This is a genomic window from Rhodococcus sp. F64268 (assembly GCF_023015605.1).
Lineage (GTDB): Bacteria > Actinomycetota > Actinomycetes > Mycobacteriales > Mycobacteriaceae > Rhodococcus.
In genome coordinates this window covers 19,549-36,113 of sequence record NZ_JALKAI010000007.1, presented here as the reverse complement: position 1 = coordinate 36,113, position 16,565 = coordinate 19,549, and the positions used below count along the sequence as shown (strand labels likewise).

The 16,565-nt window shown below is 65.2% G+C and carries 16 protein-coding genes and 2 pseudogenes; 6 read left to right on the top strand and 12 right to left on the bottom strand.

Going from position 1 to position 16,565, the window contains the following annotated elements; translation table 11 throughout:
* Positions 1 to 15: 15 nt before the first annotated feature.
* Together MWU77_RS17425 and MWU77_RS17420 are read right to left on the bottom strand one after the other, a co-directional pair.
* The gene (locus MWU77_RS17425; RefSeq protein WP_247274348.1) at positions 16 to 849 is read right to left on the bottom strand and encodes an AraC family transcriptional regulator; all 834 of its coding nucleotides are present in this window, start codon (positions 847 to 849) and stop codon (positions 16 to 18) included.
* Positions 850 to 943: 94 nt separating this feature from the next.
* Positions 944 to 3,002: pseudogene (locus MWU77_RS17420) on the bottom strand (alkaline phosphatase family protein).
* Between the two features lie 35 nt (positions 3,003 to 3,037).
* On the opposite strand from MWU77_RS17420, the gene MWU77_RS17415 reads away from it, so the two are divergent.
* Positions 3,038 to 3,829, top strand: coding sequence for an MBL fold metallo-hydrolase (locus tag MWU77_RS17415; protein WP_169689746.1), 792 nt, complete (start codon positions 3,038 to 3,040; stop codon positions 3,827 to 3,829).
* Positions 3,830 to 3,842: 13 nt separating this feature from the next.
* Here the strand turns inward: MWU77_RS17415 and MWU77_RS17410 are convergent, their stop codons facing one another.
* The 5 genes from MWU77_RS17410 to MWU77_RS17390 form a co-directional block, all read right to left on the bottom strand.
* Positions 3,843 to 4,646, bottom strand: a complete 804-nt coding sequence (locus MWU77_RS17410) for an SDR family oxidoreductase (RefSeq protein ID WP_169689745.1) — start codon at positions 4,644 to 4,646, stop codon at positions 3,843 to 3,845.
* Between the two features lie 216 nt (positions 4,647 to 4,862).
* A complete protein-coding gene (locus MWU77_RS17405; RefSeq protein ID WP_169689744.1) occupies positions 4,863 to 5,285 on the bottom strand; it encodes an organic hydroperoxide resistance protein in 423 nt (140 codons plus the stop codon).
* 7 nt (positions 5,286 to 5,292) lie between these two features.
* Complete coding sequence (locus MWU77_RS17400) at positions 5,293 to 5,748, bottom strand: MarR family winged helix-turn-helix transcriptional regulator (protein ID WP_247274347.1); 456 nt, start codon at positions 5,746 to 5,748, stop codon at positions 5,293 to 5,295.
* 103 nt (positions 5,749 to 5,851) lie between these two features.
* Positions 5,852 to 7,249: a hypothetical protein gene (locus tag MWU77_RS17395; RefSeq protein ID WP_169689742.1), complete on the bottom strand. Its 1,398-nt coding sequence runs from the start codon at positions 7,247 to 7,249 to the stop codon at positions 5,852 to 5,854.
* A gap of 49 nt (positions 7,250 to 7,298) precedes the next feature.
* Positions 7,299 to 9,014: a CocE/NonD family hydrolase gene (locus MWU77_RS17390; RefSeq protein ID WP_247274346.1), complete on the bottom strand. Its 1,716-nt coding sequence runs from the start codon at positions 9,012 to 9,014 to the stop codon at positions 7,299 to 7,301.
* 72 nt (positions 9,015 to 9,086) lie between these two features.
* Between MWU77_RS17390 and MWU77_RS17385 the strand changes: the two genes are divergently transcribed.
* The 5 genes and pseudogenes from MWU77_RS17385 (at position 9,087) to MWU77_RS17365 (ending at position 11,158) form a co-directional block, all read left to right on the top strand.
* Positions 9,087 to 9,821 (top strand): ferritin-like domain-containing protein, encoded by a 735-nt coding sequence (locus MWU77_RS17385; protein ID WP_247274345.1) that lies wholly within the window; start codon positions 9,087 to 9,089, stop codon positions 9,819 to 9,821.
* Between the two features lie 122 nt (positions 9,822 to 9,943).
* Positions 9,944 to 10,366 (top strand): SMP-30/gluconolactonase/LRE family protein, encoded by a 423-nt coding sequence (locus MWU77_RS17380; protein WP_247274344.1) that lies wholly within the window; start codon positions 9,944 to 9,946, stop codon positions 10,364 to 10,366.
* Positions 10,344 to 10,541, top strand: a pseudogene (locus MWU77_RS25000) (SMP-30/gluconolactonase/LRE family protein); the annotation flags it as partial. The gene MWU77_RS17380 and the pseudogene MWU77_RS25000, both read left to right, overlap by 23 nt.
* A gap of 76 nt (positions 10,542 to 10,617) precedes the next feature.
* Positions 10,618 to 10,953 carry a hypothetical protein gene (locus MWU77_RS17370; RefSeq protein ID WP_247274420.1) on the top strand — a complete coding sequence of 112 codons (336 nt, stop codon included), beginning with the start codon at positions 10,618 to 10,620 and terminating at the stop codon, positions 10,951 to 10,953.
* Between the two features lie 61 nt (positions 10,954 to 11,014).
* Positions 11,015 to 11,158 carry a hypothetical protein gene (locus MWU77_RS17365; RefSeq protein WP_247274343.1) on the top strand — a complete coding sequence of 48 codons (144 nt, stop codon included), beginning with the start codon at positions 11,015 to 11,017 and terminating at the stop codon, positions 11,156 to 11,158.
* Here MWU77_RS17365 and MWU77_RS17360 read toward each other — a convergent pair.
* From MWU77_RS17360 to MWU77_RS17340, 5 genes are all read right to left on the bottom strand, one after another.
* Positions 11,152 to 11,517 carry a VOC family protein gene (locus MWU77_RS17360; protein WP_247274342.1) on the bottom strand — a complete coding sequence of 122 codons (366 nt, stop codon included), beginning with the start codon at positions 11,515 to 11,517 and terminating at the stop codon, positions 11,152 to 11,154. The two genes, MWU77_RS17365 and MWU77_RS17360, sit on opposite strands and share 7 nt — an antisense overlap.
* Before the next feature lie 853 nt (positions 11,518 to 12,370).
* Complete coding sequence (locus MWU77_RS17355) at positions 12,371 to 13,924, bottom strand: AAA family ATPase (RefSeq protein WP_247274341.1); 1,554 nt, start codon at positions 13,922 to 13,924, stop codon at positions 12,371 to 12,373.
* Between the two features lie 30 nt (positions 13,925 to 13,954).
* Positions 13,955 to 14,560 carry a hypothetical protein gene (locus MWU77_RS17350; protein WP_247274340.1) on the bottom strand — a complete coding sequence of 202 codons (606 nt, stop codon included), beginning with the start codon at positions 14,558 to 14,560 and terminating at the stop codon, positions 13,955 to 13,957.
* 244 nt (positions 14,561 to 14,804) lie between these two features.
* Complete coding sequence (locus tag MWU77_RS17345; RefSeq protein WP_247274339.1) at positions 14,805 to 15,713, bottom strand: hypothetical protein; 909 nt, start codon at positions 15,711 to 15,713, stop codon at positions 14,805 to 14,807.
* A complete protein-coding gene (locus MWU77_RS17340; protein ID WP_247274338.1) occupies positions 15,652 to 16,542 on the bottom strand; it encodes a hypothetical protein in 891 nt (296 codons plus the stop codon). The genes MWU77_RS17345 and MWU77_RS17340 overlap by 62 nt, the downstream gene beginning before the upstream one ends.
* Positions 16,543 to 16,565 lie beyond the last annotated feature (23 nt).

The window sequence follows — 16,565 nt, the reverse complement described above, 5'->3', positions numbered from 1 at the left end:
CTGACATATCGAGCATCATGGTTCGAGGGCGGCATCGTCTTGAACGATTGGAAGATCCCCACCGATCAGTTCCCGAGGCGTGCAGCCGGCAAGATCGACGAATTCCCGTGTCAAATGCGCCTGGTCGGAGTATCCACACGACACAGCGACGTCCGCGACAGATCCGCGCCATCGCGGCGACCGCAGCGCCAGCTGGGCCCGTTCGAACCGGATCACCCTACTCGCCAGCTTCGGTCCGAGCCCGAATTCGTTCTGGAACAACCGGGTCAGGTGCTGGCGAGAGTAGCCGGTATGCGCTGCGAGCCGGGAGACGGGCAGCGCCCCGCCGCCATGCACGATCCCCTGCCACGTGGCCGCCAACTCGCGAGCAACGGGCTTCTCCCGCCGCAGCCGGAGCAGGACCCGGTCACACGCATCGAACCGCTCCGGCCAACCGAGGTGTTCCTGCAGTCGCTCCCAGAGCTCGTCCCCCACCTGTCCCAGCACGTCGGCGGATTCGAAGGAGCCGTCCCACAACTCGGCCGCCGGCATTCCGAAGAGGGCGCGACACCCCACGGGCGACAGTTCGATCACGACACCTTCCTGGCTGCCGTCGTGAGCGATCAGCGCGGTCGACGCCTGCAGACCGCTGAGTACACACCGGTAGCTGTCGGGATGTTGCGCCGGATTGGTCTGCGCGCACACGACGATCGGGGCCCCGATGCTCACGATGAACGTCATGTGCCGCGACGGCAGGCCGCGGTGGATTCCCGCGGGGAACCCCATCATGCGATAGCCGAGGTAGCCGTCGACCAGTCCGCGCAGCGGTTCCGCTACTGCGCGGGTGGAATAATCGACGACCGGTTCCACACCTGCCAGTGTATTGCGTATGGAAGCCCATCTGAGCGGAGAGCTCGGGTGTGACGCCGTCGGGAATCGCAAGGCTCGAGCCGGCCTTCCGCAATCAGCCTCGGGGCCTCGCGCGCCCCAGGTTGCCGCCGCGCGTTGCCGTGTCGCGCCGAGTTTCCGCTGTATGCGATCCGGTCGAATGATCCCGCCATCCGACCAGCACCTTGTGCACCGTCTCGGCACCATGCAGTGGCGCAGGCGGTGCAGGCAGGTCTGCGGGGTAGATGAGAAAAGGCGTGCTCTGCGGTCCGCCCATCCCACCGTGCGAACCGACCTGCTCCTCGAACGCCGCAACCTCGTCGGTGTCGGGCCAGTACGCGCCGCCCACCATGATGTCGGCGACGTTGTCGAAGGTGTCGGTGCGACGCACCTTCACCAGCGCGTCGTCGCCCATCACCGCCAGCGGGTCGTCGCCGGTGACCTCACCGGTGGTCAGGTCGACCTGGCCGTGCGGTCCGAGTACCACGGATCCGCCGGTGCCGCCACGAGCAGAAAGCCGATCCCGGGATGCTCCCGCAGGCCGGTGAGTAGCCCCGGGTGAGCGCCCTCGATGGCGTTGATGTCGGCACGACCGGGCAGGTCCGGGAAATAGATCAGACCGAGGTTGCCCGAGCCGAGCACGATCGGCTCACCCGTAGACGGATGCACCTCCTCGCCGGCGGCCGGCGAATGCACACTCGCAGCGGCATATCCACGTCGTTCTGCTCCAGGTTGGGAAGAGACGTCGGATCCAGACCTATGCCGGACAGCATCCAACTCTCGCGTCGAAGCCAGACGGATTACCAACTGCCCCAGTGTTTCCCCATAGCGTTGCAGAAAGGTCGCGCCCTGACTCTGGCCGTGGTCGGACAGCACCACCACACGGTACGGCCGGTCGGCCTGCGCCACCACGGAGAGCAGCATCTCGACGACGTCGTCGAGTTTGGTCAGCACCGCAAGCGTTTCGGGCCTGGAGATACCGGAGTGGTGCGACACCTCGTCGTACCCGATCAGATCGAGATAGACGGCGCTGCGCCCCTTGATCAGATCTCCGACCACCGCGGCAGCGGCGACGTCGGTGGCCAGCACCGTCGCGAACGCCCGAACGAATGGATACAGCCCGCCCCGCGGCACCCGCGGCCGGATGTCCTTTCGCTTCTGCCGCAGAGACTGACGTACTTCCCGTTGCAGTTCGGCAACCATCCTGATGACGGTGCGCAGTGCACTCGCCGGATCGGCGAAATAGTCGCGGTAGCCGGCACCGCCACCGAGGCGCGCACCGCGCATGCGGCTGACGACGAGAACGTTGTCGTGCGCGCCACCGGTGAACAGGTTGCCGCGGCTCGCACCATCGCGCGCGAGCAGCCCGGGAATGTCGCTGCGTTCGAGTTCTCGCTGTTCGTTGTCGGCCGGGTTGCTGAATACGGAGATGCGTCCGGTGGTCTTGTCGTACCAGCGGAAGGCCGGCACGTTGTGGTTCGAGCCGTGCAGCACGCCGAGTTGGGTCGCGCCCGTCTGGCTACTCCAGTCGGTATGCCACGGCATAAGGCGGTGGGTCTCGCGCACCAGCTTCGCCAACCCGGGGTGACACCGTCGGCGATCGCGCGGCGCAGCACGTCGTAGCCGAGTCCGTCGATCTGGATGCACAACAACCCCGGGGACGCGTCCGCGAGCACCCTGCGGCGACGCAATCGGAACCGTTGTCGGCGTACCTGCATCAACCGGTACGCGACATCGGACCGAGAAGCGATGGCGCCCGAGACCACGGACGTGAACAGCGACAGCAGCGCGGCGATGAAGAACGCATCCTGCCACCGGTCCACCGACGCCAACGGCACGAGGTACAGCGTCAACAGCATGATCAGTCCGCCGGCCACGAACACCCCGACGAACAACAGCACCGGGCCGATCCATGACATCAACCGCATCATCACGGGCCACAGTGCCGCGTTGAACAACCCGAAGACCAACGACAACGCCAGCGCGGCCGGAAGGGTCGAAATCGGAGCGAAGCCGGACGGATCCAAGGTGATGCCGCCGAGGATGCGGTCGAGCACGATGATCGCGAGCGCCGACGACCCCCACAGCACAAGGAACTCGACGAGCACCCGAACCATGCCACTCACCGTGCGCATCGCAGTTCCTTCCCTCGTCTGGAATCGTAAGGGTCGTGAACGCCACTGCGGGTCGAGATGCCGTCCCGTCCGGTGTGCGCTGGCTCGGACACGCCAGCACGCTGATCGCGGACCGGGGGACGGTGGTCCTGACCGATCCGGTGCTGACCGACCGCGTCGCGCATCTGCGCCGCCGACGGGGTCCCACTCCCAGTGGGCCGCATGTGCGAAGCCCTGACGCGGTCCTGCTCTCGCATCTGCACGCCGACCACACACATCTACCGTCGTTGCGGCTGCTCGATCCGAGCACTCCGATCGTGACCCCGTGGGGAGCGATCGACGGTCTGCCCGCACTGCGCCGGTTCGACGACCGCCTGATGCCGCTGCGAACCGGCGACGAGATCCGGATCGGCAGCGTCACTGTCCGCGCTGTGCCCGCCCGACACGACGGTCGACGCTGGCGACGCGGCCCGGAACTCGCGCCGGCGATCGGCTTCGTCGTCGAGGGCGACCACCGGACGTACTTCGCCGGCGACACCGATCTGTATCCGGGCCTCGCAGGCCACGTCGGCCCCGTCGACATCGCGTTGCTTCCCGTCGGCGGCTGGGGCCCGACCCTGGGCAACGGCCACCTCGATCCGTCCCGGGCGGCGGTCGTCGCGCGCCTCGTGGCCGCAGGCCTGGCGGTACCGATCCACTACGGCACTTTGTGGCCGGTCGGACTCGATTCCGTGCGCCCCCGATTGTTCTTCGGTCCCGGAGCCGAGTTCGTCCACCATGCGGGGCGGTCAGGTATCGACGCCGTGGAGCTGTCCCCGGGTGGCGCACTCGTCACGCCGCACGAGTGAGGTGCTCTACGGGTCAGCGAAACAACTGGACATTCGCGGCGGCCCACTGAGCGAAGGTCGTCGCGGGCCGGCCGAGAATCTCCTCGACCGTCGTCAATGCCGATTGCGGATGATCGACGAGCAGCGCCCGGCCATCCAGATACCACCCGGCGTACTCACCCATCGACCGAGCAAGCACCGCTTCCGCTTCCTCCCGCGACACCTCGACGAACGGCACGTGGCGCCCGAGCGCCGAACCGATGCCCTGCACCATCTGCGGATGGGTCAGCGACTGTGGCCCGGTGAGTTCATACGTGCGCCCGGAATGGGAATCGCCGAGCAGTGCCTGCGCCGCGACCGCAGCGATGTCTTCGAGCGCGATCGGGGCATTCGCCGCGGTCGGATACGTGCCGCGGACCTCACCCGTCGTGCGTATCTGCTCTGCCCAGATGGTCGCGTTGGTCATGAACTCGCCGGGTTCGAGGTGGGTGCATTCGAGGCCGGACGCTTCGACGTCGGCCTCGATGCCGTACCAGTCGGTTCCCGGTCCGCCTGTGAGGGTGACGAACCGGCGCACCCCGGCGCCGCGCGCGAGGATCGCGACTTCCCGCGCTGCCGCGGGAACCGGTGCGAGGTACACGGTGTCGATGCCGTCGAACACCCCGCTGAGTGAATCAGGCTTGCCCACATACCCTTCGACGACTTCCACGTCGCCGGGTAGTGCCGCCCGCGTGGGATTCACGGTCAAGGCGCGCACGTGTGGGGCATCAGCGCGCATCAGTTCGTCCACCACGAGTCTGCCGACGTTTCCGGTTGCTCCCGTCACGAGAATTGTCATTTCACCAGGGTAGGTCGCCGTCGCAGCGCCAGTCGGCGAATACCTGCACGATATGGAGCGCAAGCTTGACGTCCGTACTCACACCCGATTCGGGATCGCTCGGATTTCTTGGTTACTTCAACGGCGTATAGCGACGTCGATCCAACCGAAGTTCGATCTGCGCCGTGACAATCCGGGCGCGATGTCCACCGCGTACAACGGGCACAGGTGACGGATTTAGTCTTCCGCCACCGCGAGCACGACGTCGATGTTGCCACGCGTCGCGTTGGAGTACGGGCAGACCTGGTGCGCCTTCTCGGTGAGCTCGAGCGCCGTGTCGTGCGTCAAATTCGGCAGTGAGACCTCGAGAGTGACCGCGAGCGCGAAACCGCCCGCGTCCGTCGGGCCGATACCGACACGAGCACCGACTGCGGAATCGCTGACGTCGGCACCTTCCTGACGCGCGACCATCTGCAGGGCGGAGTGGAAGCACGCCGCGTATCCCGCGGCGAACAACTGCTCGGGGTTGGTGCCCTCACCGTTGCCGCCCATTTCGGTGGGGATCGCAAGGTTCACGTCGAGCTTTCCGTCGCTGGCGCGGGCGTGACCGTTGCGTCCCTCACCGGTGGCAAGAGCTTCTGCGGTGTAGATGATCTTCATGGGGGTCCTACCCTTCTTCGGAGGTTCCGCCGGTTGCGTCCTGCAGCGCGGCGGTCAGATCGTGAAGCGTGTCTCGAAGCGCGACCAGTTCGTCGACGCCGAGCCCACTCGAGCGCGCGATGCAGCCGGGTATGTCCTCGGCCTCCTCGCGTAGCGCGTTGCCAGCATCGGTGAGGTGAACGACGACTCGGCGTTCGTCGGCGCGTTGCCGTCGACGTTCGACGAACCCGGCGGTCTCGAGCCGTTTGAGCAGCGGCGACAACGTGCCGGTATCGAGATCTAGGGCGTCGCACAGATCGTGCACGCCGCGTGCGTCACGTTCCCAGAGCGCCAGCAGTACGAGGTACTGCGGGTACGTGACGCCCAGCCGCTCGAGGTGCGGCCGGTACACGGTTGTGGTGGCGCGCGACGCCCGGTAGAGCGCGAAGCACACCTGCTGGTCGAGCGCGAAGTGATCGGACACGAAAATAAAGGTAGTGCACGGTTCTATTGTGCGCAATACAAAAGTCCACGATCTACCGGGTGAAGTGGATCACGGTGCAAGGGGGCCGGGAAGGGCACCGCAGTCACGGCCGAGTCAGTCGTCGAATGGCATTGAGCGGCAGCCTCAACCACGTCGGCCGGTTCCGCGCCTCGTACACCACCTCGTAGACCGCTTTGTCCACCTCGTATGCGCGGAGCAGGACACCGACCTCTCGCGGATCGGATCCGGCGGTAGCAGCGTAGCCGTCGCAGAACGCGGCGGAACTGCGTTGCGCCCACTCCCCCGCCCGGAACTCCCGCTGGGACGCGACACCCTCGGTTTCACTTTCGCGCACCGCATGATGCGCCGCATAGTCGAACGACCGCAACATGCCGGCCACATCACGCAGCGCCGTGTCCGGCTCCCTCCGTTCGGCCAGTGGCTTCGCCGGCTCTCCCTCGAAGTCGATGAGCAGCCACCGCTCGGGTGTCCGCAAAACCTGACCCAGGTGCAGATCGCCGTGGATGCGTTGCACCGTAATCGGGTCGAGTGCCGCCACCTCCTCGAACAGCGCCCGCGCGCCGGGCACGAAAACCGCGAGTTCGTCCACTTCAGCGGCTGCGGCATCCAGCCGGCGCACCATACCCGCAGCGAGGTCCGATGCCGGGCGCTCCGAGACGCCGAGACCCTCTGCGAGATGAGCGTGGACCTCCGCGACCGCGACACCGATCCGGTGCGCCTCACCTGCGAAGTCGGTGCCGACCTCGTCGGCGCGCAGATCACCCTCGAGGAGCAGGTCGCGGACGCTTCCTAAGGCCATCGACCAACCGTCGGCGGAGTTCGCCGCGAAGTCTTGAACCATCGCGAGAGTGGTACGCACACCCTCGATATCCGCCTCGAGCCATGCGCGGATCGGCGCGACCGACCGACACTGGCCCGCGGCAAGCGCGAGATGGAGTTCGACGTCGGGATTGATCCCCAAAGTAACGCGGCGGAACATCTTGAGCAGCAACTGTTCTCCGAGTGCCACCGAGGTGTTCGACTGTTCGACCCTCAGTGCGCGCCCCCGCATCCCCGGCTCGATCACGGTGCCCGGGACGGTGTGTAGTTCGATGGGACCGCGGGTCGCGCCACGCGCCAAGCTGCTGTTCGCATACAGACCGATGATCTCCTGGTCGCGGAGCCCGTCGTAGACGAACACGGAGCGGCCGGCTGCCTCATCCGGAGCGGCGATCGTCGACGGTGCCAGTTCGTCCGGCAGGTGCGATCGATAACCGAGGGGCACCTGATAGATCTGTTCGGGTGCGGAGTCGAACGTGACCGCCACCAGCACGTGGTCGGCGCCGAACCCTGACTCCTCGGCCAGGGGTTGTCGCAACACGACTCTCACGCCGGTGATCCTGTGCCCCTTCGCGGCACACCACCGCTGGTGCGGCAGCCATTCCACCAACCGGGCCTCGAGGTCGGAATCCGGATACAGCCGCTCGTTCGACTCGGTCATGGCTACACCGCAGCCGGCATGAGCCATATCCCGCAAACGGAGACAGCGATCAAAGCGACCACGTCGGGAGTTCGATACACGACGGCGTGGCCGATTCGTGGGAGAGCTCCTGCTCCGCCCGGTGGAGCGCGGTCGCGGTGGCAGCGGGTTCACCCGATCCCGGGTTGCGAGCGTAGCGCGGATGCGCGCCGGAGCTGATCTGAATCCCGATGCGGTGACCGGCGGCGAACTCATGGAAGGTCGGCCACAGGCGTACCTCGACGATGCGGAATCCATCCGAATCCGCTTCGGGATCGGTGCCTTTCGTTCCTACGGAGCCGATCCGGCGGATCCCATCGCACACCGTCATCGCACGACCGTCCGGATGCACATCGCAGATGCGGACGAACAGGTCGGCGCTGGGCTGCGAGGAGCGGAATCGGATACGGGCCACAGGTTCACCGGCGACAGTCAGCGGTTCGGCGAGGACGTCACCGCGGAACACTACGACATCGGCCCGGCGCTCGTGTTCGGTGTTGTCCACCGGATCCGATTTCGGATCCAGACTCGGGCCGCCGAGGGCAGGAGTGGGATCGGAGGGGTCGTAGATGTAGGTGGTGCTGCCACCAGCGGGCTTGTCGGGTCCGAGTCTGCTGGAGGGCAGAAGGAACAGGCATTCGGTGGAAACGCCTTCGGGTGGCCACGTAGCCAGATCGTGCCATTCGTCGGCGCCGGTGCGGAACGCACGAACCGGTGCGACGCGTGTGGTGGGCGCGTCGGCAAACTGCTCCTTCAGGAACTCGACTGTGCCCGTGATCGTCGGCGCGGCCATACCGCGGGACTGGTGGGCCCACGGTCCCACGGTCAGGCGCGGCGGTCTGCCGGCCTCGACGAGCTGGGCGTAGTTGCGGAGTTGCCAGGGCAGGAAGATGTCGTACCAGCCGGTGACCATGAAGGTGGGCGCGGTGAGCTCGGGAACGGACGCGGTGTGCGACTGCTGGGTCCAGTACTGGTCGGCGAGGTCCTCGCGGGTGACCCAGTCCTGGTACCAACCGACCTTCCGTCCGTTTGCTGCGACGTCGCCGGCAGTCAGCGGCAGCACGTCGAACGCCGTCCGCAGTCTGGAATCCGGGCCGCGTAGCCCCAGCAGCAGCGGGAGAAACTCCCGGTGGTTCATCCTGTCCATCATCTGTGTCCAGCCGAGCGCATTGCGCATGGAGAATGCGCCGTTGTCCCAGGTGATCGCACCGAAGTCGGGCATGGTGACGAGTAGACAGAGTGCGTCCGGGGCGTTGTCGGGGTCCACACGTTCGAGTTCTGCGGCCACCGCCCACTGGGTGAATCCCATGTAGCTGGGGCCGTGGGTCGCGACCGGCCCGGTGTGCCACGGCTGGGCGCGGACCCAGCGGTGTGTGGCCATACCGTCTCGCTGTTCGTCGATCTGCGGGGTGAATTCTCCTTCGGACCCCCACGTGCCTCGGCAACTCTGGAACAACACCCGGAAACCCTCGCGGGCGAGAGCGCGCGCCGAACCCGCCACCGCACCGCTGCGCCCGTAGGGTCCGCGGATCACGACGGTGGGCAGGCACGGATCGATGTCGCCGATCGGGGTGATGAGGTCGGCGAGGAGGATGACGCCGTCGTCCATCGGGACGCGGAGGTTCTTACGGACCTCGATGTCGTATGGTCCGGGTTCGATCCCCTTGATCGTCTTGGCCTGAATCCAGCGGCCGAGACGTTGACGTAGCGTGCTCAGACCATCGATTCCCACCCCGGCTATCCCCATGGTGGGTCAGTTTCACTGAAACACCGTTCTGGGTCAATGACGTACAGCCAGGGGCGGCGCTACTCTTTCTTCATGGAGACCTGGTGCGCCGACTTCATGGCAAGAGCGTCGCGGCGCGCCGTTACACCCGATCCGGACTGGTCCCACGACTGCCGTCTGCATCCTGCGGTGGCGCGGAGTCTGCAGAAGTTCCAGGTCGGAGAGAGCGGCGACGGAGCTCACCTGATCGCAAAGGCCGATGCCGCAGGAAACTCCGACTATGCCGCCGCGGTGCGACTGTTCGTCGCCGAGGAGCAGAACCATGCGCGGATGCTGGCGTCACTTCTGCAATCCGCCGGCATTCCGATAATTGGCCGGCACTGGTCCGACACCACTTTCGTGCAGCTCCGCCGGCTGACGGGTCTACGGTTCGAACTCATGGTCCTGACCATCGCGGAGGTCGTCGCACTGCGCTATTACCGCGCCCTCGCCGAGGGCGGAGACGACGCGCTGCTGGTCGACGTGTCGGAGCGAATCCTCGACGACGAGCACCACCACGTCCCGTTCCAGTGCCATCGCCTGCGTGTCGGATTCGCTCATACATCAGCGTCGATCCGCGTGGCGGTCATGCAAGGCTGGCGCGTCCTCGCGCGTGCTGTTGCGGTGGTCGTCGCATTCGACCACGGGCCGGCCCTACGCGCGACGGGAGTGACGCGGCGAGCCTTCATCTCCGACACCATGCGGTTGTTCGACAGTGCCACCGCAGAGGTGTTCACGTCCGGTTCGGCCGCCAGCGGCCTCAGGACACAGAGCTCGACCGGGAATTAGCGACGTACGTTGCAGCGCCTGACCGCGAGCGACCTCCTGCACCGACACATCCGTTCGACAAGGATGTGCAAGAAGCGCCGTACCATCACGCTCACCTCGCGTGCGTCGTAGGAGTAGATGACATGACCGCAACTTCCCGTTCCTCGACGCGGCTTTCTCCTCACCGTTGGGCACCGCCCTCCGCACCAGCGCGAGCAAAGAGGAAAACGAGCACACCCCCGCTACCGCCGGTACGACGGATCGCGCTGTCAGGGGGCGGCCCCGAAGACGTTGTTCTCGGCGCAGATGGATGCATCTACACCGGTATCGATACCGGCGAGATTCTGCGCGTCGACATCGACACCGAAAAGGTCACCGCCGTGCTCGACACGGGCGGTCGCCCACTGGGCCTCCACGCGGGCGCGGACGGGTCGCTGCTCGTGTGCGACGCTGAGCGCGGACTTCTGCACTGGCCCGGTCCGGGACATTCGGTCACGGTGTTGGTCGACACGGTCGACAACGAGCCACTGAACTTCGCGAGCAATGTGGTCGCCGACCCCGAATGACGGAACGATCTACTTCACCGCATCCTCGCGTCGGTGGCCGCTGGAGCAGTGGATGGGCGATCTGGTCGAACACTCCGGCACCGGCCGCTTGTTCCGCCTGTCACCCAAGGGCAAAGTGGAGACGCTGCTCGACGGTTTGCAATTCGCCAATGGCGTGGCGTTGACGCCCGACCGCTCAGCGTTGATCGTCGCAGAAACTGCCGCCTACCGACTCAACCGCTACTGGCTGCGCGGCCCCGAAGTCGACACTGGTGGACAACCTGCCCGGCTTCCCCGACAACATCGCCCTCGGCAGCGACGGATTGATCTGGGTGACTCTCGCATCACCACGAAACCCTGTGCTGGACACTCTACTTCCGCTTCCGGGTCTCTTACGCAGAGCGTTGTGGATGTTGCCCGACCGGCTCCTGCCCGCCCCTGCCCGCACCGCGTGGGTGCTGGGGGTGGCAGCGGACGGTTCGATCGTCCACGACCTGCAGCAGAACGGAGCCGACTACGCCATGGTCACCGGAGTCGTCGAGCACGACGGCACCCTGATCCTCGGCAGTCTGCACGAGCGCGCGATCGCAGTGACCCGCGTCGTGTGACGGTCTCGGCGCGGAACGTGAAGTCCGTCAATGCCGCGGTCCCACCCCCGGACAGGTCCTCATGACCCTCGGCCAGGTGACGACGGTGGTGCTGGCGCTTGTCATCGTCGTGTGGGCGTTCGGCTTCGCCTCGACTGGCTGGGAACTGCTGGTCCCGACGCAGCCGATTGACGCAGCGGGGTCGATGCCGCCGAAAAGCTATTGACCGTCGTCCGAGTGGCTCACGATGTTGACCACGGTGCCGTCCGGCGCGCGGACGAAGAATCGCCGTACACCCCACGGCTCGGTCGTCAGCGGGTGCACAATCTCGAGCCCCCGTCGTTTTGCCTCCTCGTAGGCAGCCTCCACGTCGTCGCCGACATGCACGGACAAAGCCGAATCCACCGGCGCTGATTCGTCCCCGCTGACGAGTTGAACACTTGCACGCCCGTCCGGAGTACTGAACCGGGCAACCCATCCCAGATTCATCTCCTCGACGGAAAGCCCGAGAAAGTCGGCGTAGAAGCTACGGGCTTCTTCGATGTTCGGGACGTTCAGGTTTGCGGTGAGGCCGGTGGGGCGCATGTCGGAATCTCCTTCCAGGCTCGCAGAACCGTCAATCGCCATCAGCGCCGATGAGCGCGCATCCCCATTGACTCGCACGTTCCGCCTCACCAGGCGCGAATACAGTCTGCTTGTCGACGAGGAAGCCCTCCGGCTCTATGACGAGAGTGAAATCGGTTTTGCGAAGCTTCTTTCTGTTGCAGGGCTTCTCGGCAGTTCAATCCTAATCCCGTCGTGGGATGACTCACCGGCCCGAATGAAAATTCCCACACTACTCCCAGACCGACGGATATCTGACAACAGAACGCACGAGGGCAGTCTCCACATGTCCCTCGATATCCGATGTGCGCCGCTAGGACTGGGCGACGGTAGCCGAGCGGGCAGGCATTGCCGCCGACGCCGACACCGACACCGACACCGACACCGACACCGACGACGGTGAGCACAGCCACCAGCGCACACAGGGCGAGCGAGCCGGTCAGCACCAACCCGGGTGCGGCGGCCGGAACCCCGGAACCCGATGCCATGGCCATGTGCGATCGGAGTCGAGACTCCGGTCGCTCAGGGTCGTTTGGGACGACGCCCGTTGTACCACGATCCTCGACCGGGACACAGCGACCACGCCCGTCGGCAGCCACGTGGTTCTCGTCGAAATGGTCGAACATCCGAATGCCCGAGCCTCTTGGCCAAGGCCATCGATCTGCAGATGCTCACTCAAACCGACGGTGGCCGTCAACGCACCCCCGACGAACTCAACGCGCTCCTCGTCGATGCCGGACTGACACCCACCGGCAATGTCGCTGCTCCACTACCCCCATTCACTCGTCGAGGCGCAGAAAGATGCTCTGATCGCGCGGTAACGAACCCGCGGAAATTAGCCGGTCATGACCACCCGGCGACCGACAACCCCGATCGGTTGCCTCGCACCGGCACGTGCTCGGCCGGCGTGCAATGCACGATCCTTGCCCCACGCGCGAATGGCTGCGACCTCTTCCGGGTTGGTTCGACTGAACGGCACGACGTTCGCGAACACTCCTCGCACGAGATCGTCGGTCATCTGGGTGTCTCCTCGTACGAACATCGTTGTCGCGACGTCGTGCACCACGGATTCGATATCCGATCCGGCGAACCCCTCCGACATCTGCACCAGTTCGGCAAGCAACGTCGGTTCCGCTTCTAACTGCAGGTACTTACGGAAATAGAGGGAGATGATCTCGGCTCGATCCGCTTCGTCGGGTAGGTCGACGAAGAATAGTTCGTCGAACCGTCCTTTCCGCAGCAGTTCCGGAGGCAGACTTGTCACGTCGTTCGCAGTGGCCACCATGAACACCTTGGAAGTGGACTCCTGCAGCCAGAACAGCAGCTGTCCGATCAATCGGCGCGTGACCCCGGAGTCGCCGCCCCGATCCGCCAGGGCCTTCTCGATCTCGTCGACCCACAACACACACGGTGCGACTCGATCGGCCATCGACAGCGCTTCCTTGAGCCTCCCCTCTGACTGCCCCACATACATGCCCATGATTGCCCCCATGTCGAGGCGATACAGCGGGAGCCTCCATTCGGATGCAATGGCCTTGGCACTCAACGACTTGCCGCATCCTGGAACGCCGACGAGCAAGACTCCTCGTGGCGGATGGAGAGGCGACCTGCTCAGGTCGGCACGAATCAACTCACGCCGCGTGTACAACCATTCGCGGAGCGTGGACAGTCCTCCGACCTGATAGTCACCCTCCTTGACCTTGACCCGCTCGATCCCGCTGATCTCGCCGAACATCTGATCCTTGAACTCGGACAGTTCGGCGATGTCGTCACATCCCAACGCACCCTTGGCGAGCATCGTCGTCACGGCATTGACCGCTTCCGCCTGTGTCACCCCAACCAGTATCTCAGCAGCCTGCCGGACTTCCCCGACTCCCCATTCGATGCTCATGAACGGACGGTGGTCGTCGACGAGCGCCGTTACCACCTGTTCGAGTTCGTCGACATCCGGCAGGTCGAGGTCCACCGACATGCCGAGGCGAGACAAGCCGCTCCACACTTGGCCCGCGGTGATCAGGATGATCGATCCTTGTCGTTCGTCGGCCAACCGGACCAACTCCGCCAGATGCCGGGCCGTCGGCCTGTCGTCGTCAACATCCTCGATGTCGCTCAGGATGATGTTCGCGTTCGCGCGGTTGACGAACGTCGAGGCGGTGAACTCCAAGGCACCGACCAGCGATCTGTCTTCGATGACCGGCGCCTGCCCCGACAGTTCGAACAGACCGCGTGTCCGCGAATGCCAGTAGAACGACATCGAGCCGAGCGCTCCGCCGACCCCGCGGAGGACGTCGAGAGCACGCGGGCTCTCGATCGTTCGAACGACGATCAGGGGTACACGCGCCTTCAAGTAGCGAGTGATGACGTCTGCGGTCGAAATCTGGTTGGGCATTGCGCCTCCCGGTTGGTGCGTGGGGTTCGGTCAGTCCAGGACGACGCGGCGGCGTGCGGACCCGGTCGTCGGCGGGAGTGCGGGAGCCGCCGATCCGATCGTGTCGGCATTCGGCGCCGAGGCACAGCCGGAACCGGTTGGGTCGAGAATCCGTTCGAGCGGATACTCGGCGTCGAGAAGGACGGTCAGCTGCGCCCGCCGCACCATGAGCAGATGTCGTTCCCGTGCGGCAATGTCTACGACGCCGCTGACGGCGCCCTCCTCCAGTTGCTTCTGGAGTTGCCGAATATCCTCGGCTACACCCTCTTCCAACGGTTGACGCAACTCGCGCGGTAGTCCGGGATGGCGGATCAACTGCAGTCTACGAGCGCACGCCCTGCGGAGCTCAAGCAACGCCTGTGCCATCTCGTGCTCGTCTCGAGCGCGTGACATGTCCCGGCTGTACTGTTCATCAGCGCGCATCATCACCGCGGACTGCGCGTTGTGCAAGTGAGTGAGCAGCCGCTGGTAGGTATCCGGCGGGAAGGAGTCGGCCGTCAACGGGGGAAGCCCATCCAGATTGTGCCGAGGATTGCGCCCCCAGGTGCGCAATGCCGTCACCCACGCCTCATAGGTACTCGCCGCACCCACTGTCATCGGGGGTTCGTCTCGGATACTCGACGCGACACCACCGGGATCTCCCCGGGCGGCATCGGCGACCACTCCGGTAGGTCGCCGGCGATCACACGATTGCGGCTCAAGCGTTCGCCTGCTGGACGTGGTGATCGTCGCACCGCATCCCTGGCGATGATCCCAGTCGTGGTACTCACTGTCTCCTGCGATGGGGGGACGAACGGGGCCAGCCTGGTTCGTCGAACGATAGTGGCATCGGAATGGTTCATCAGTGACCCTTCTCCTGCCCCACGACTGTCGGCCACGTGTCGACGAGGTTGAGCAGTTCCTGTTCATTGCCGTCTGCCTCTTGGTAAGCGAGACGAGCATCGACGAACTCGGCGACCGCCGTCCGGTAGATATCGATCGAGTACTGGAGCGCCTGCCCCCGATCGCTCTCGGCCTGTCGCACCATCGCGTCGGCGGCGCGTTTCTTCTTGGTCACCCACCAGCCGGCGCCGGCCACGACCGCCAAGGTCAACAGAATTCCGACGAGATCGAACGCTGCGATGCAGAACAGCCCGACCGCGCCCGCCAGCACGGCCGCTCCGATCGCTGTTCCGGGCTTGAACCGAACGGATTCGATGTAGGCGGCGTAGCTCTGATGCCACACTTCACCGAGACCTGCTTCGGACCTTTCCTGTGTCGTTGCAGTGTCTGTCTTCCATCCCGGAAACCCCACAGCGACCGCAAACTGCGAATGATCCTGTGCAAGAACGATTTCAACGACATCGATGAATCCGCGACGATAGCCGGTGGTGAAGTCTCCGATGGCAGCACGGAGATCATCTTGTCCTACGCCGATCGCCAGTTTCTGTGCGCCGACAGACACCCCCATCGCGTCCGGGTGGACGGCGATCTGAGTCTGCAACGAGACCGCGTCCATCGTCTGTTCGAGCGCGGCACTGATCGAGTCCGCGTCGATGTGTGCCCTGCCCGTGTCGCCGCCGTTATCGATCACCGCACGGTGGTATGCCGCCTCGCGCTGGTACGGCAGTTCCTCCTCGTCGTACTCGGTGACGAGGTGTTCGAGCAGGTCGTCGAGCTGGTCCTGCACGGACAGCGCAAGCGGAGTGTCAGTGTCTTTGATACGCCGGTACTTCTCGGTGGCGAATCCGAGCGCCGACGCGTACTCCAACAACTCCTTGTACTGCGGCCATTGCGGACTGTGCCGCACGAGAGCCGGATACATCGACTCGTCGACTGCTCCCCGCAGGGTTGTCAGTTCGTCGACCCAGATACGCGCCTGCGCGCCGAGTACCGATGGGGTCGGTCCTCAATCTGCCGTTCCACTCGGACAGCTGGGTCCCGACGACGACATACCCGTGCGTGCCGAATGCGTCGTGAGCCGCCGCCTCATAGACGACGGCGAATTCGCGCCCCAGCGCGCGGGGATCCAAAGCCGACAGGTAATACCGCAGCCACCGGGCCGATGCATCGACGCGACCTTGCCTGCGCAGCACCAACGCGAAGAACAGGCTGGTCTTCGCGCCATCGCGGGTGAACGCCGTCTGCACCGACTTGTCGGCGAGCTCTCGGTCGTCGCGGGACCAGGCCGCCAATGCCACCAGCGCCGGTGCCAGCCAGTAGCGCGGGGTCTGGATCATCAGCTCTTCGGAGATTTGCTGCACGGTGTCGTTGGTGACGTTCCCGACGTCGAAGGCCTGCAGCGTTCCGACCGATGTCCGGCGGACAACTTTGTAGTGCCCGTACTCGCGGTCGAGGGCGGCCTCGGCGTTGCCGAGTGCAGTCTCCGACCGTTGCACGTTGGCAGTGAGCTGGGCATTATGTACGAACTGCCGGAATTCGGCGGTGAGGGCCTGTAATTCCCCGCGCGTGGTCTGCACGTCGTGAGACACCCGCCCGACGTTCGCGTCGACCCGACCGACCTGCACAGTCAGGTCGTTCACCTGCCCCTGCATCCGATTGACCGCGTTCACAATCGGGGCGATGTTGACTGCGTTCACTCTCGAAGGTAGTCCTTTCGTCG

Coding starts and splice junctions, on each gene's coding strand:
- MWU77_RS17395 (WP_169689742.1), bottom strand. CDS start 7,249: ATGACCGAGTCGAACGAGCGGCTGTATCCGGATTCCGACCTCGAGGCC.
- MWU77_RS17410 (WP_169689745.1), bottom strand. CDS start 4,646: ATGACAATTCTCGTGACGGGAGCAACCGGAAACGTCGGCAGACTCGTG.
- MWU77_RS17385 (WP_247274345.1), top strand. CDS start 9,087: ATGGAGACCTGGTGCGCCGACTTCATGGCAAGAGCGTCGCGGCGCGCC.
- MWU77_RS17355 (WP_247274341.1), bottom strand. CDS start 13,924: ATGCCCAACCAGATTTCGACCGCAGACGTCATCACTCGCTACTTGAAG.
- MWU77_RS17380 (WP_247274344.1), top strand. CDS start 9,944: ATGACCGCAACTTCCCGTTCCTCGACGCGGCTTTCTCCTCACCGTTGG.
- MWU77_RS17350 (WP_247274340.1), bottom strand. CDS start 14,560: ATGACAGTGGGTGCGGCGAGTACCTATGAGGCGTGGGTGACGGCATTG.
- MWU77_RS17360 (WP_247274342.1), bottom strand. CDS start 11,517: ATGCGCCCCACCGGCCTCACCGCAAACCTGAACGTCCCGAACATCGAA.
- MWU77_RS17390 (WP_247274346.1), bottom strand. CDS start 9,014: ATGGGGATAGCCGGGGTGGGAATCGATGGTCTGAGCACGCTACGTCAA.
- MWU77_RS17365 (WP_247274343.1), top strand. CDS start 11,015: ATGACCCTCGGCCAGGTGACGACGGTGGTGCTGGCGCTTGTCATCGTC.
- MWU77_RS17405 (WP_169689744.1), bottom strand. CDS start 5,285: ATGAAGATCATCTACACCGCAGAAGCTCTTGCCACCGGTGAGGGACGC.